This is a genomic window from Pseudoneobacillus rhizosphaerae (genome assembly GCF_917563885.1).
GTDB lineage: Bacteria > Bacillota > Bacilli > Bacillales > Cytobacillaceae > Pseudoneobacillus > Pseudoneobacillus rhizosphaerae.
Genome location: NZ_CAKJTG010000018.1, coordinates 21,394 through 34,950, shown reverse-complemented (window position 1 = coordinate 34,950; position 13,557 = coordinate 21,394). Strand labels below are relative to the sequence as shown.

General features: G+C 35.8%; 14 protein-coding genes. 13 read left to right on the top strand and 1 reads right to left on the bottom strand.

The window, feature by feature from the left end; genetic code table 11:
• The first annotated feature begins 1 nt into the window (after window position 1).
• The 13 genes from LRP83_RS15240 (at window position 2) to LRP83_RS15180 (ending at window position 13,162) form a co-directional block, all read left to right on the top strand.
• Complete coding sequence (locus tag LRP83_RS15240; RefSeq protein ID WP_230497546.1) at window positions 2-409, top strand: Asp23/Gls24 family envelope stress response protein; 408 nt, start codon at window positions 2-4, stop codon at window positions 407-409.
• 197 nt (window positions 410-606) lie between these two features.
• Entirely contained in the window at window positions 607-999 is a 393-nt protein-coding gene (gene nusB, locus LRP83_RS15235) for a transcription antitermination factor NusB (RefSeq protein ID WP_230497545.1), read from the top strand.
• Between the two features lie 90 nt (window positions 1,000-1,089).
• A complete protein-coding gene (gene folD, locus LRP83_RS15230; RefSeq protein ID WP_230497544.1) occupies window positions 1,090-1,959 on the top strand; it encodes a bifunctional methylenetetrahydrofolate dehydrogenase/methenyltetrahydrofolate cyclohydrolase FolD in 870 nt (289 codons plus the stop codon).
• Between the two features lie 85 nt (window positions 1,960-2,044).
• Window positions 2,045-3,400, top strand: coding sequence for an exodeoxyribonuclease VII large subunit (gene xseA / locus LRP83_RS15225; RefSeq protein WP_230497543.1), 1,356 nt, complete (start codon window positions 2,045-2,047; stop codon window positions 3,398-3,400).
• On the top strand, window positions 3,393-3,626 hold the full coding sequence (locus LRP83_RS15220) for an exodeoxyribonuclease VII small subunit (RefSeq protein WP_230497542.1): 234 nt from the start codon (window positions 3,393-3,395) through the stop codon (window positions 3,624-3,626). Before xseA ends, LRP83_RS15220 begins: the two co-directional genes overlap by 8 nt.
• Window positions 3,627-3,629: 3 nt before the next feature.
• On the top strand, window positions 3,630-4,523 hold the full coding sequence (locus LRP83_RS15215) for a polyprenyl synthetase family protein (RefSeq protein WP_290369564.1): 894 nt from the start codon (window positions 3,630-3,632) through the stop codon (window positions 4,521-4,523).
• A gap of 216 nt (window positions 4,524-4,739) precedes the next feature.
• Complete coding sequence (gene dxs, locus LRP83_RS15210; RefSeq protein ID WP_230497541.1) at window positions 4,740-6,635, top strand: 1-deoxy-D-xylulose-5-phosphate synthase; 1,896 nt, start codon at window positions 4,740-4,742, stop codon at window positions 6,633-6,635.
• Between the two features lie 3 nt (window positions 6,636-6,638).
• On the top strand, window positions 6,639-7,478 hold the full coding sequence (locus LRP83_RS15205; RefSeq protein WP_230497540.1) for a TlyA family RNA methyltransferase: 840 nt from the start codon (window positions 6,639-6,641) through the stop codon (window positions 7,476-7,478).
• A gap of 144 nt (window positions 7,479-7,622) precedes the next feature.
• Window positions 7,623-8,072 carry a transcriptional regulator AhrC/ArgR gene (gene ahrC / locus LRP83_RS15200; protein WP_230497539.1) on the top strand — a complete coding sequence of 150 codons (450 nt, stop codon included), beginning with the start codon at window positions 7,623-7,625 and terminating at the stop codon, window positions 8,070-8,072.
• Between the two features lie 12 nt (window positions 8,073-8,084).
• The gene (gene recN, locus LRP83_RS15195; RefSeq protein WP_230497538.1) at window positions 8,085-9,788 is read left to right on the top strand and encodes a DNA repair protein RecN; all 1,704 of its coding nucleotides are present in this window, start codon (window positions 8,085-8,087) and stop codon (window positions 9,786-9,788) included.
• 195 nt (window positions 9,789-9,983) lie between these two features.
• Window positions 9,984-11,246 carry a SpoIVB peptidase gene (gene spoIVB / locus LRP83_RS15190; protein WP_435531366.1) on the top strand — a complete coding sequence of 421 codons (1,263 nt, stop codon included), beginning with the start codon at window positions 9,984-9,986 and terminating at the stop codon, window positions 11,244-11,246.
• Window positions 11,247-11,544: 298 nt separating this feature from the next.
• On the top strand, window positions 11,545-12,336 hold the full coding sequence (spo0A, locus tag LRP83_RS15185) for a sporulation transcription factor Spo0A (RefSeq protein WP_230497536.1): 792 nt from the start codon (window positions 11,545-11,547) through the stop codon (window positions 12,334-12,336).
• Between the two features lie 85 nt (window positions 12,337-12,421).
• On the top strand, window positions 12,422-13,162 hold the full coding sequence (locus tag LRP83_RS15180) for a glycerophosphodiester phosphodiesterase (protein WP_230497535.1): 741 nt from the start codon (window positions 12,422-12,424) through the stop codon (window positions 13,160-13,162).
• Here the strand turns inward: LRP83_RS15180 and LRP83_RS15175 are convergent.
• Window positions 13,159-13,407, bottom strand: a complete 249-nt coding sequence (locus LRP83_RS15175; RefSeq protein WP_230497534.1) for a DUF2627 domain-containing protein — start codon at window positions 13,405-13,407, stop codon at window positions 13,159-13,161. The genes LRP83_RS15180 and LRP83_RS15175 overlap by 4 nt on opposite strands.
• Between the last annotated feature and the right edge of the window lie 150 nt (window positions 13,408-13,557).

Genomic DNA, 13,557 nt, shown 5'->3' with positions numbered 1-13,557 from the left:
GATGAGTGAGAACCATATTCTAGAAATGAACCAAGAGCAAGCAGGACTTGGGAAGGTTGAGATTGCACCTGAAGTAATTGAGGTTATTGCAGGAATTGCAGCATCAGAAATAGAAGGTGTTGCATCGATGCGTGGTAATTTTGCTTCTGGGGTAGTTGAAAGACTAGGAAAGAAAAACCATGGCAAAGGTGTTAAGGTAGAGCTAGCTGAAGATGGAATTAAAGTTGATGTTTATTGTGTCATGAAATTTGGAATATCAATCCCGACCGTGGCTGGAAAAGTCCAAGACAATATCCGTCAAGCTTTATTAAATATGACAGCTTTAGAGGTAAATGAAGTAAACATTCATGTAGTAGGTATTCAATTTGAAAATCAAAAACATGAAGTAGAGGTTGATCAAGAGTTATAAAAGGTGGAACCAAAGGCATTGTCTTTGGTTCTTTATTTTTGTAAATATTATGAATATTAATTGCTCCTCTTACTAGAACTAGTTTTTACTAAGGAAGTTTGTCATAATAAAGAAGATTGTTCTTATATTAAGAAGAATGTGATATAAATTATAGCTAATATGTATAATTGAAAGTAAGGTAAAGGAGTTAATACTTAATGAAACGTAGAATGGCAAGAGAAAAAGCACTACAAGCTTTATTCCAGATAGATATGAGTGATATTAATCCCAAAGAAGCTATTGAGCATGCTTTGGAGGACGTTCCATCAGATCCTTATCTAGAAAAATTGGTTTTTGGTGTACTTGAACATCAAGAGGAAATTGACCAATTGATCACTGCACAATTAGAGAAATGGTCGTTGGAACGATTAGCTAATGTTGATAGAAGTGTCTTACGGATTGCAATCTTCGAGATGAAATACTGTTCTGATGAGGTACCAGTAAATGTCATTCTCGATGAGGCGATAGAAATTGCGAAATTATACGGAGATGACCAATCTAGTCGATTTATCAATGGGGTACTTGCGAACATAAAACAACATATGTCTTAATCATCACGCCCCTCTTAGATGTTGGTCCTCGCATTGTCTTTTGTTTTTTAGACAATAGGAATATTTCGCAAAACATGAGGAGGATAAAGGATGGCTGCTACAATTATCGATGGGAAACAAATTGCCAAGAAAAAGCACGAGGAAATTTCTAGGGAAGTTGAAAAGCTAAAAATCGAAAATATCATTCCTGGCTTAGTTGTTATTTTAGTTGGAAATAATCCTGCATCAAGAACTTATGTTAAAAGCAAGGAAAAAACATGTACCAATTTAGGAATGAATTCTATTCTAATCGAATTACCTGAAACCGTTAGTGAAGTCGAATTATTAGCCAAGATTGAGGAGTTAAATCTAGATTCGTCGATTCATGGAATTCTTATTCAATTGCCATTGCCTAAGCATATCAATGAAAAAAAGGTGATTGAAACGATTGTTCCTGAAAAAGATGTTGATGGTTTTCATCCAATCAACATCGGGAGAATGATGACTGGGCAGGACGCCTTTTTACCTTGCACTCCATATGGAATCATGGTAATGCTAGAAGAAATGAATATTCCGATTGAAGGTAAACATGTCGTCGTAGTAGGTCGAAGTAATATTGTTGGCAAGCCTTCAGGTCAATTATTCTTAAATGAAAACGCTACTGTCACCTATTGCCATTCAAAAACGAGGGACTTGAAAGCTATAACAACTCAAGCAGATATTTTAGTAGCAGCAGTAGGTAGGGTAAATTTTATTACAGCGGAACATGTGAAAGAGGGTGCTGTTGTAATTGATGTTGGAATCAATCGCAATCATGAAGGTAAGCTTTGTGGGGATGTTCAATTTCAAGAAGTAAAGGAAAAGGCAGGATACATAACACCTGTTCCCGGTGGAGTAGGTCCAATGACTATAACGATGTTAATGTACAATACATTAAAGTCTGCCCAAAATATCCAACGAACTCTTCAGAATACAATTTAATATTCCTTCTATGTCCATGTCCATGGCATTTATATGTGATGGATTTGGACATTTTTTTGGACGATGAAATTAAGGAGTTTTTATTATGTCAGAGCAGCGATACTTAACAGTGAATGCTTTAACAAAATACATAAAAAGAAAATTTGATGCTGACCCTCATTTGCAAGATGTTCTTGTGAGAGGGGAAATATCCAATTACAAACAGCATTCTAGTGGTCATATGTATTTTACACTAAAGGATGATAAGGCTAGAATCCTTGCTGTCATGTTCTCCAGCTATAATAAATCGATGAAATTTTCTCCTGAAAATGGAATGAAGATTCTAGTTAAAGGCGATATTTCCTTATATGAAGCTAGTGGGCAATATCAAATCTACATAAAAGAAATGCAACCTGATGGTGTAGGAGACCTGTTTCTTGCATATGAACAGTTAAAAAAGAAACTAGAGGAAGAGGGTTTGTTTTTACAAAATCGCAAGAAGAGCCTACCTCTTTACCCTAAAAAAATAGGAATCATCACTTCTCCAACTGGGGCTGCCATTCGGGATATTTTGACTACTTTAAAAAGGAGATTTCCTATCGCAAAGGTTCTCATTATTCCTGCATTAGTTCAAGGAGGACAGGCTGCACCTTCGATTGTAAAGGCTATTGAAAAAGCCAATGCATTGGCTGACATGGATGTACTAATTGTTGGTCGTGGTGGAGGTTCTATCGAAGAGCTTTGGCCATTTAATGAAGAAGTTGTCGCGAGAGCTATTGATAAATCATCGATCCCCATTATTTCAGCTGTAGGGCATGAAACGGACTTTACGATAGCCGATTTTGTAGCGGATTTAAGAGCGCCGACACCTACAGGAGCAGCAGAGTTGGCGGTCCCACATATTGACGAATTACATGAAAGAATACTCCAAAGACAATCTCGCCTTATAAGATCAATGCGTGAGAAGTTAAGTTTTCAACAGGCGAGAATAGAGCGAATAGGGAAATCTTATGCATTTCGTTATCCTAAAAGGTTATATGAACAAAAGCTCGAACACATTGATCGATTAACGGATCGATTAAGCAAAGGGGTTTTTGTCTCGAATAGTCAAAAAAAGGAAGAAGTCTCTTTCTTGTTAAAACGACTGAATCGTAATCACCCCAACCAACTTTTACTTAAAGAGCAAGAGAGCTTTGTGAAAACACAAAAAAGATTAATTCGAGCGACGCTTAATGTCTATCAACAGAAACAACGAGAATTTCGAAACGTTATTACAACTCTAGATGCCCTTAGTCCTTTGAAAATTATGGATCGGGGTTATAGTCTTGTTTATACTTCTGAACAAGAACTAATCAAAAGAATTGACCAGGTAGAAACCAATGATTTAATTCAAATTCAATTGAACAATGGAAAAATAGAATGCCAAGTACTAAATGTAGAAGGTAGTGTTAAATATGACTGAAAAAAATGCATTTACTTTTGAAGAAGCCATTCAAAAACTAGAAGTAATTGTTGAACGTTTAGAAGAAGGCGATGTTCCTTTAGAGGAAGCAATCGAGATTTATAAAGAAGGTGTGAATCTATCTAAGCTTTGCCAAGATAAACTAAAATATGTAGAAGAACAACTAGCAGAAATGTTAACGGAGGATGGACGGACTGTTCCGTTTACTGTCCGTGAGGAGGAATAATTTTTGGCTACACAAATTTTACCTGAATTTTCTCGAAAGTACCGGTCGCTTTTAGAGGAGGAAATGCGAAATAGAATTCAGATTCTACAGGCTCCTGCTGTTATTAAGGATGCTATGCAATATTCCTTAGAAGCAGGTGGAAAAAGAATTAGACCATTATTAACCTTTGCCACCATCTCTGCCTTTAAAAAGGATGCGTCGATTGGACTTGATGTTGCCGTATCCATTGAGATGATACATACCTATTCACTTATTCATGATGACTTACCTAGTATGGATGATGATGATCTCCGTAGAGGGAAACCAACGAATCATAAAGTGTTTGGGGAGGCAATGGCCATTTTAGCTGGAGACTCTTTGCTAACATACAGTTTTCAAATAATCTCTGAAATAAATCCAGCAATTGTGAATGATGCTAAAAAGCTTGAAATGATCCTAGAACTTTCAAAAGCTGCTGGAGCAGAAGGAATGGTTGGCGGTCAGGTAGCAGATATAGAAGCTGAAGGAAGAAGCTTGGAATTAAAAGATTTAGAATACGTTCATATACGTAAAACGGGAAAACTTTTAGCATATAGTGTTCTAGCTGGGGCCATTCTCTCAGATGCTGATAAGAAGACGAAAGATTATTTATCCCATTTTGCCCACCACCTTGGTATCGCCTTCCAAATTCAAGATGATATTCTAGATTTAGAAGGGGACCAGGAGCTTATTGGTAAACCAGTCGGTAGTGATGAGAATAAAAATAAAAGTACGTATCCTGCACTATTATCCATTGAAGGTGCTAGGAAAGCTTTGCAAAATCATATTGATGAAGCAAAACGTAATTTAATCGCAAGCCAATTAGATACGAAGATATTAGAAGAAATAACGGATCTAGTAGCATCAAGAAATCATTGATTAAATAATATCAATATTTGAGTGGGAAAAATTATTATGGTATAATTGAATTAATTACCTTAAAGTGTATTCTCACAATGCCGTTATCACATTTGTGTTAGCGGCTATTTTTTCTATGATATATTTTTTAAATATAGTAATATCCCATATACTATTAACGAGAAAACACGTATTCACACCAAGGAATAATTAGAAACGAAAGTGAGTGGTCCATACATGGATCTTTTAAATATAAAAGACCCTTCTTTCTTAAAAGGTCTAACAATCCCAGAATTAGAATCATTAAGTTCAGATGTTCGTCAATTCCTCATTGAAAAGCTTTCTGTAACAGGAGGACATATCGGACCTAATCTAGGTGTGGTAGAATTAACCATTGCTCTGCATACTTGTTTTGATAGCCCAAAAGATAAACTAATTTGGGATGTCGGACATCAATCTTATGTCCATAAGATTCTTACTGGTAGAGCTTGTCAGTTTGATACTTTAAGACAATTTAAAGGTTTATGTGGTTTTCCAAAAATGGTTGAAAGCGAACATGATGTTTGGGAAACAGGTCATAGTTCAACTTCATTATCAGCTGCAATGGGAATGGCGATTGCTCGTGATATTAAAAAGGAAAAGTCCTATATTGTTCCAATTATTGGGGACGGTGCCCTAACTGGCGGTATGGCTCTTGAAGCATTAAATCATATAGGACATGAAAAGAAAAATATGATTGTCATCCTAAATGATAATGAAATGTCTATTGCACCAAATGTAGGAGCTCTTCATTCGGTGTTAGGAAGACTTCGTACAGCTGGTAAATACAATTGGGTCAAAGATGAAATGGAATATATTCTAAAAAAGATTCCTGCTGTAGGTGGGAAATTAGCTTCTACAGCTGAGCGTGTGAAAGATAGCCTCAAGTATTTATTTGTGTCAGGTATGTTTTTTGAAGAATTAGGATTCACCTATCTTGGTCCGGTCGATGGCCATAATTATGAAGATCTTTTTGAGAACTTCAAATATGCTAAGAAAACGGAAGGACCTGTGCTTCTGCACGTTATTACAAAAAAAGGAAAGGGCTATAATCCAGCTGAAACTGATAAAACAGGTACTTGGCATGGAACCGGTCCATATAAAATTGAAACAGGAGATTTTGTGAAACCGGCAACTTCAGCACCTCCTGCTTGGAGTAGCCTAGTTAGTGAGACTGTCCGAAAACTTGCTCGTAAAGATGAGCGGATTGTTGCCATTACACCAGCAATGCCTGTTGGTTCAAAACTTGAAGGGTTTGCTAGTGAGTTTCCTGAAAGAATGTATGATGTGGGTATTGCGGAACAGCACGCAACAACGGTTGCTGCTGGATTAGCGACTCAAGGAATGAAACCATTTCTAGCTATTTACTCCACCTTCCTACAACGAGCATACGATCAAGTAGTTCATGATATTTGCCGTCAAAATCTAAATGTGTTTATTGGAATTGACCGTGCAGGTTTAGTTGGTGCAGATGGTGAAACCCATCAAGGTGTCTTTGACATTGCCTTTTTGAGACACATTCCAAATATGGTATTAATGATGCCGAAGGACGAAAATGAAGGTCAGCATATGGTTAGTACAGCAATCCATTATGAAAAGGGTCCAATTGCGATGCGTTTTCCAAGAGGGAATGGGATTGGGGTTCCGATGGATGAAAACTATAAGAACATCCCTATAGGGACATGGGAGATACTAAAAGAAGGTGACGATGTAGCTATTTTAACCTTTGGAACTACGATTCCGATGGCTTTTGAGGCAGCAGCTATTCTTGAAAAAGAAGGTATAAATGTTAAAATTGTGAATGCTCGTTTTATTAAACCTTTAGATGAGAAAATACTAGCGGGAATTTTAGATGCCAATATACCAATTTTAACGATTGAAGAAGCTGTTTTACAAGGTGGATTCGGAAGCGCTGTGTTAGAGTATGCTAATGAGCATCGTTATCTGTCTGCAAATATTGAACGTATGGGAATTCCTGATCAGTTTATTGAGCACGGAAATGTAGATAAGCTTTTAGATGAAATTGGACTTACTACAGAATCTGCTGTAGAAAAAATAAAAAAACTAGCCAAGTTAAAAGTAAAAAGGGTCTAATACATGAAAAGTAAAAAGGAACGAATCGATGTTTTACTTGTAGAAAGAGGCCTAATAGAAACACGTGAAAAAGCCAAACGGGCTGTCATGGCAGGGTTAGTTTATTCAAAAGAAGAAAGATTAGATAAACCTGGTGAAAAGGTTGATTCCGAAATACCATTAACAATCAAGGGAAATGTTCTACCCTATGTTAGTCGTGGTGGCCTAAAGCTAGAAAAAGCCTTGAAGGTATTTGAAATCGAAGTAAAAGGAAAAAAAATGATTGATATTGGTTCAAGCACTGGGGGATTTACTGATTGTGCCCTGCAAAATGGTGCTTTAATGTCATACGCCTTAGATGTTGGTTATAATCAGCTTGCTTGGAAACTAAGACAAGATGAGAGAGTAGTCGTAATGGAACGAACAAATTTCCGTTACGTGACACCAAGTGACTTAGAGATGGGAATGCCTGAGTTTGCATCTATTGATGTTTCATTTATATCCTTAACCTTAATCTTGCCAGTTCTTAAAACACTATTAACAGAAGATAGTGATGTTGTAGCACTTATTAAGCCTCAATTTGAAGCTGGCAAAGAACAGGTAGGAAAAAAAGGAATTGTAAGGGATCCAAACGTTCATACCTTTGTAATTGAAAAAATTATTAAACACTCCCTTCAAGAAGGGTATAATGTCATGAATCTTTCTTTTTCACCGATAACTGGTGGAGATGGCAATATTGAATTTTTAATCCATTTAAAATGGACAGGTATTGCACAAACAAGTGAGAATCTTCTTAACACTACTCCTGAAGAAGTTGTTAAGATAGCACATAACGAGTTAAAAACTAAGAAAGAAGAGGCGTAAGTATACTTACCTGTCTCTTCTTTCTTTTTTTTAAACAAAATAGTACTTATAAAATAAATGTACATTAAGGACGAAATCGGCTAACATATGAGTATATACGACAAAATACTACATATACAGTTATGTATTTTTGAGGTGAGGGTAATGAATAAGGGTCAACGGCATATAAAAATTAGGGATATTATTACAAATAATGACATCGAAACACAGGATGAATTAGTTGATACTTTAAAGGAAGCTGGATTTAATGTAACACAGGCTACGGTTTCGCGGGATATTAAGGAGCTTCATTTAGTAAAAGTTCCTTTAATGGATGGTAGGTATAAATACAGTCTCCCGGCGGATCAACGCTTTAATCCTTTACAAAAATTAAAGCGATCACTTATGGATGCCTTTGTAAAAGTTGAATCGGCAGGACATCTGATAGTAATGAAGACATTGCCTGGAAATGCAATGGCTATTGGTGCACTCATCGATCATTTAGATTGGGAAGAGATTTTAGGAACAATTTGTGGAGATGATACATGCCTCATCATTTGTCGGACGCCAGATGATACGGAAAAAATCTCAAATCGATTCCTTGAAATGCTTTAAGGAGGGACCGATTTGTTAATTGAACTGTCGATTAAAAACTTTGCAATTATTGAAAAACAAACCGTTTCGTTCGATAAAGGCCTTACGGTATTAACGGGAGAAACTGGAGCTGGAAAATCAATTATTATTGATGCAATACATTTACTTGTTGGTGGAAGAGGATCATTTGAGTTTGTTCGACATGGGGAAGAAAAGGCTGAGATTGAAGGACTTTTTCAAATTGATGAAATCGAGCACCCAATTGTAAAAAAAACATCTGAATTTGGAATTGAAATTGAAGATGGAATGGTTGTTCTGCGAAGAGAAATTTCTAAAAGTGGAAAAAGTGTTTGCCGTATCAATGGAAAACTTGTAACTATTTCGACTTTGAGAGAAATTGGGGCAACTATTGTAGATATTCATGGACAGCATGAACACCAAGAGTTGATGAATGAATCCTCTCATCTTCCGCTATTAGATCAATTTGGGACACAAGAAATATACTTGGCATTAAAAGAATATCAAAGCGTTTATAACCAATTTGAACAAACAACAAAAAAGCTAAAAAGCTTAAATGAAAATGAGCAACAAATGGCCCATCGTTTGGATCTCATCCAATTCCAATTAGATGAAATTCAAAAAGCAAAGCTTAAACCAAAAGAGGATGAAACACTTTTTGAAGAAAAGAAAAAACTTGGTAATTTTGAACGACTTTATAGTTTATTCCAAACCTCATATGATGCCATTAACGGGGACCGAAGGGGTCTAGATTCAGTTGGCATAGTTATGGGGCATCTTGAGGATGCTGCAAGTTTAGATTCGCGTTATCAGAATGTATATGAAGCAATATCCAATATTTTCTATTCACTTGAAGATATGAATCGTACATTAAGAAATGAATTGGAAGGACTTGAATTTGATCCTAATCGACTCAATGAAATTGAGGAAAGATGGAACGAAATAACCCAACTTAAACGTAAATATGGTAAAACCATTGAGGAAATTGTTGAATACGCAGCTACAATCGAGGCAGAAATAGAAACTCTGCAAAATAAAGAGACCCATATTGGTCAGCTAGAAAAAGAATTAATTGAATTAAAAATTGCCTTAGAAGCGAAAGCGCACATATTAAGCCAACTTAGAAAGAAGTGGGCAAACCAATTAACAGTCTTAATCCATAAGGAATTAAAAGAGCTTTATATGGAGAAATCCGTATTTGAAATCAGAGTGGATTATAAGCGTGAACACTTTACGAATACAGGGTCAGATCAAATAGAGTTTTATATTTCCACTAATCCAGGTGAACCATTAAAGCCACTAGTGAAGATAGCATCGGGCGGAGAACTATCAAGAATTATGCTTGCCTTAAAAAGCATTTTCTCAAAGCATCAAGGGGTTACATCGATTATCTTTGATGAGGTAGACACTGGAGTGAGTGGAAGAGTAGCACAAGCAATTGCGGAAAAAATATACCAAGTTGCGGTTAACTCTCAAGTCCTTTGTATTTCTCACCTACCACAAGTTGCGGCTATGGCTGATATTCACTTATTTATTTCTAAAAAGATGCTAAATGGCAGAACGAAAACTTCTGTTAAGTCTCTAACGAAAGAAGAAAAGGTTGGCGAAATTGGAAGAATGATTTCAGGAAAAGAAATTACCGATCTTACTAAGCAGCATGCAGAAGAACTTTTAGAATTGGCCGATAAGATGAAGACAAAGAAGGAAACTGTCCGATAAGGGCGGTTTTTTTCTTTTTTTAGGTCCTAAATAGTAAAAAAGAGTATTTTGGTTATACATTCTAAACCTTTTCTTTATCTTCCAGTTATAAATGACCTATTTCAAGGCAAAATTATAACTGTAGCCAATTAGACGTTTGTGGACTAGAAGCGAGGAGAGTGAAAAAATTTGTTCATTGAAAGCTTAAGAAAAATAATGGGTGGAATTCTCCTTGTTTCATTAATTTCGATAGGTTTTTCCTCGTTCTTCCAGGAGTATATAAATATTCCCAAAAGTATAACTGTATTTGAGGGACAGCAATTGCAATTAGCTAAGGCAGTACCTGTTTCGGTCTCTTTAAACCATAACAATTCAAGTGTTTCCCTAAGAGACAAAAAGAATACGATTAATATTAGTGGAACAGAACAAGGAAACAATGAAATGCTTCTCGAATTAGCTGGTTTCCCAATTAAAAAAGTGGATGTCAATGTCTTAAAGGATTTTAAGGTAATTCCTGGTGGCCAATCCATTGGAGTAAAATTAAATTCTGTTGGCGTTTTAGTTGTAGGACACCATCAAGTAAATACAAATGATGGGAAAAAATCACCTGGAGAAATTGCAGGGATTAAAGTTGGAGATATTATTACGAAAATAAATGGGCAACGTATAGAAAAAATGTCAGATGTAGCCCCTTTCGTTAAGGATTCAGGTGAAAAAGGAAAACCATTACAGGTAGTTATTAGTCGTGAAAGTGGTGAATTCACAACTAATCTTCAGCCTTTAAAGGATGAAAATGAGGAATCCTATAAATTAGGTTTATATATACGTGATTCAGCTGCAGGTATTGGTACAATGACGTTTTATGAACCTAAATCAATGAAATATGGAGCACTTGGTCACGTTATTTCAGATATGGATACGAAAAAGCCAATAGTTGTGGCAGATGGACAGATTGTGCGTTCAACCGTAACCTCTATTGAAAAAGGTAGTAATGGTGATCCTGGAGAGAAGCTAGCTCGTTTCTCCTCAGACAGAGAAGTGATAGGAAATATTAAACGAAATAGTCCGTTTGGAATTTTTGGAGAACTAAATAAAGACATTTCAAATGGAATTTCGGATAAACCATTACCGATTTCTTTGTCACATCAAGTAAAAGAAGGGCCGGCTCAAATCCTAACAGTAGTTGATAATGATAAAGTTGAGTTATTTGATATAGAAATTGTTAGTACCATTCCTCAAAAATTTCCTGCAACAAAGGGAATGGTTCTTAAAGTTACTGATAAAAATTTATTGGAAAAAACGGGCGGGATTGTTCAAGGAATGAGTGGAAGTCCAATTATCCAAGATGGAAAATTAATCGGAGCTGTTACACATGTTTTTGTAAACGATCCTACTTCAGGATATGGTGTGCATATTGAGTGGATGCTTAATGAAGCGGGTATAGATATATATGAAAAGCCAAGACAAAAAGCGAGTTAAAGTAAATAGGCAATAAAATAGGCGGTTCATCCCCGCCTATTTTTTTATGGAGTAAGAGTCAAATTTGTGGTAAGATATCCGCAAATAAAGATTTTTCGACAAAATTACACCGATTTAATTGTCAACTATCGAAATAAGTCGAAATAACCAGAAAAACGGAGGAAATGAAAGATTTTCCGTATTTTTTTAGAAAATTTTAAAAAAGAAGAGGTATTTTAGTTGCATTGTCGAATTTGTCATTTAGAATAGAATTATTGAGTATTAGAAAAGGTTGAGAATCAAGAGGAGGAAATAATTAGTGAGGAAAATAAAAGTATGTATCGTGGATGATAATAGAGAGCTTGTTGGATTGTTGGAAGAGTACTTTTCATCCCAAGAAGACTTGGAAGTTGTTGGAGTTGCGCATAACGGTCAAGAATGTCTAACTATGCTTGAGCAAGTTAATCCAGATGTTCTTGTTTTAGATATAATCATGCCTCATTTAGATGGATTAGCTGTTTTAGAACGTATTCGTGAAGTAAAGAAAACTTCCCTGCCTAATGTCATTATGTTAACAGCCTTTGGTCAGGAGGATGTAACAAAGAAAGCGGTTGAACTTGGAGCTTCCTATTTCATTTTAAAACCTTTTGATATGGAGCATTTAGCTAGTCATATTCGTCAGGTTAGTGGTCAAACTAGCCAAATTTTAAGAAAGCCGCTTGGTCAAGGTGTTCGTCATCAAATTGAACAAAAACCTAAGAATTTGGATGCAAGTATTACTAGTATCATTCATGAAATTGGCGTCCCAGCCCATATTAAAGGCTATCTTTATCTACGTGAAGCAATTTCGATGGTTTATAATGATATCGAGCTACTAGGTTCCATTACAAAAGTTCTATATCCTGACATTGCTAAAAAGTATAATACGACGGCAAGTCGGGTTGAACGTGCCATTCGTCATGCAATTGAAGTTGCTTGGAGTCGTGGGAATATTGATTCGATTTCATCCTTGTTTGGGTATACGGTAAGTATGTCAAAAGCAAAGCCAACTAATTCTGAATTCATAGCTATGGTTGCTGATAAGTTACGTTTAGAGCATAAAGCCTCATAAATAGTTAAAGTTGAAAAAGACTGGTTAATAGCTAATTCATCTATTAATTAGTCTTTCTTATTTTTAAAAAAGGGGTGTAAGAAAATTGACTCAAATACTTGCCCATCGTGGCTTTTCGGCAGCCTTTCCAGAAAATACAATGAAGTCGTTTATTGAGGCGGAAAAAGCAGGAGCCGATGGATTGGAAATTGATGTACAGCTAACGAAAGATGGAGAAGTTGTTGTCATTCATGATGAAAAGGTAGACAGAACGACGAATGGAATTGGGTTTGTTAAAGATCTTACATATAGAGATTTACAAAGATTGGATGCTAGTTATAAAAATAAAAAATGGCTAACGAAAGAGCCTATACCTGCATTTTCTAAGCTATTAGAATGGTTAACAACCAATACTCTAACTTGTAATGTGGAGCTAAAGAACGGTATTTTTCCTTATACAGGCATGGAAGAAAAGGTAATCTCATTAATTAGACACTATAAGTTGGAAGATAGAATTATCCTTTCCTCCTTTAATCATTATAGTATTGTTAATTGTTATCGACTTGCTCCAGAGATTGAAACAGCACCCTTGTATTCAGAAGGTATATACATGCCATGGATCTATGCTCAGTCAATTAAATCGAAGGGGATACATCCAAAGCTAATTGCAGCTCCGAATGAAATTATCTTAAGAGCAATGGAAAATGGAATTGCCGTTAGACCGTATACAGTCAATAAAGAAAAAGACATGCAAAGGCTGTTTGAAGTCGGTTGCACCGCGTTCATTACAGATAATCCGGTAAAAGCATTAGAGATAAAAGAAAAGAGACCTAGAATAAAAAACTAAGGTCTCTTTTTTACCTGTTTAAAACGAGCTTGAACTTTATTGCGTTTTCGGTCTCGGAAAAGGATAAAACCTGCAACAAAACCAAGACCAGCTAAGAATAATATAAGTCCAGCTACAAATTGTAGCCATAAATAAGGGAAGGGATCTTGGAGGATTCCAAAAAACATATCCCTCATAAATTTAATTCCAGCAGCAGCAAAAAAACCAGGAATAAGTAATATTATTAAGGCGAAAATTCTTGTCATAGTAATCATCCAATCAAATAATTAAGTTTCTGCACACTAAAAATGATAAACCATGAATGATATTTGTCAAGATTTCAATTAACGTATAAAATAGAGAATGAAAAATATTTCATAGTAACTCCAATGGAAATTGAAAGATATTTCTAAAAA

Bases quoted from the DNA above. Each gene is read 5' to 3' on its own strand.
- LRP83_RS15240 (WP_230497546.1), top strand. From the start codon at position 2: ATGAGTGAGAACCATATTCTAGAAATGAACCAAGAGCAAGCAGGACTT.
- nusB (WP_230497545.1), top strand. From the start codon at position 607: ATGAAACGTAGAATGGCAAGAGAAAAAGCACTACAAGCTTTATTCCAG.
- folD (WP_230497544.1), top strand. From the start codon at position 1,090: ATGGCTGCTACAATTATCGATGGGAAACAAATTGCCAAGAAAAAGCAC.
- xseA (WP_230497543.1), top strand. From the start codon at position 2,045: ATGTCAGAGCAGCGATACTTAACAGTGAATGCTTTAACAAAATACATA.
- LRP83_RS15220 (WP_230497542.1), top strand. From the start codon at position 3,393: ATGACTGAAAAAAATGCATTTACTTTTGAAGAAGCCATTCAAAAACTA.
- dxs (WP_230497541.1), top strand. From the start codon at position 4,740: ATGGATCTTTTAAATATAAAAGACCCTTCTTTCTTAAAAGGTCTAACA.
- LRP83_RS15205 (WP_230497540.1), top strand. From the start codon at position 6,639: ATGAAAAGTAAAAAGGAACGAATCGATGTTTTACTTGTAGAAAGAGGC.
- ahrC (WP_230497539.1), top strand. From the start codon at position 7,623: ATGAATAAGGGTCAACGGCATATAAAAATTAGGGATATTATTACAAAT.
- spoIVB (WP_435531366.1), top strand. From the start codon at position 9,984: ATGGGTGGAATTCTCCTTGTTTCATTAATTTCGATAGGTTTTTCCTCG.
- LRP83_RS15175 (WP_230497534.1), bottom strand. From the start codon at position 13,407: ATGACAAGAATTTTCGCCTTAATAATATTACTTATTCCTGGTTTTTTT.